Here is a 405-nt window from a genome sequence, read left to right as displayed (position 1 = left end):
CCCCTCCCCTGCGCCCCCGCCTCCCGCTCGCCGTGCCGCCCGCCTCGTGTGAGGCTGGTCACGTGGAATAGGGCTCTGTGGGAGGGATGACATGACCGCTGGGCTGCGTGCGGTGACGGCTCCCGCCGCGTTGGTGGTGTTTCTTCTGGCCCTCCTCCTGGTCCTTCTGCTGCCGGACGGGCTGGCGCACGCGGGGGGACGGGTGTCGCGCGAGGTCCCGCACAGCGCGGTGTTGCCTTCGCCCCTCGTCCCCTTTGCCGAGCTTCCCCGCCACTTCACCGGCTACTGGGTACCGCAGAGCCGCACCCCGGCTCCCGCACCACCCCCCGAACACCCGGGCCACTCCCGCAGCGGCGCCCCCCACGCCCCCACCTTCGCCTCCGCGCCCGCCGCGAGCCCCACCCC

The 405-nt window shown here is 74.8% G+C and carries 1 pseudogene; it reads left to right on the top strand.

The features are described 5' to 3' along the window. Window positions 1–91: 91 nt before the first annotated feature. Window positions 92–405 (top strand): annotated as a pseudogene (locus tag IF99_RS31450) (hypothetical protein); the annotation flags it as partial.

It is taken from the genome of Streptomyces sp. NRRL F-5630, assembly GCF_000719475.1.
Lineage (GTDB): Bacteria > Actinomycetota > Actinomycetes > Streptomycetales > Streptomycetaceae > Streptomyces.
The sequence above is the reverse complement of the archived record's forward strand: the minus strand, read 5'-3'. Positions and strand labels throughout refer to the sequence as shown.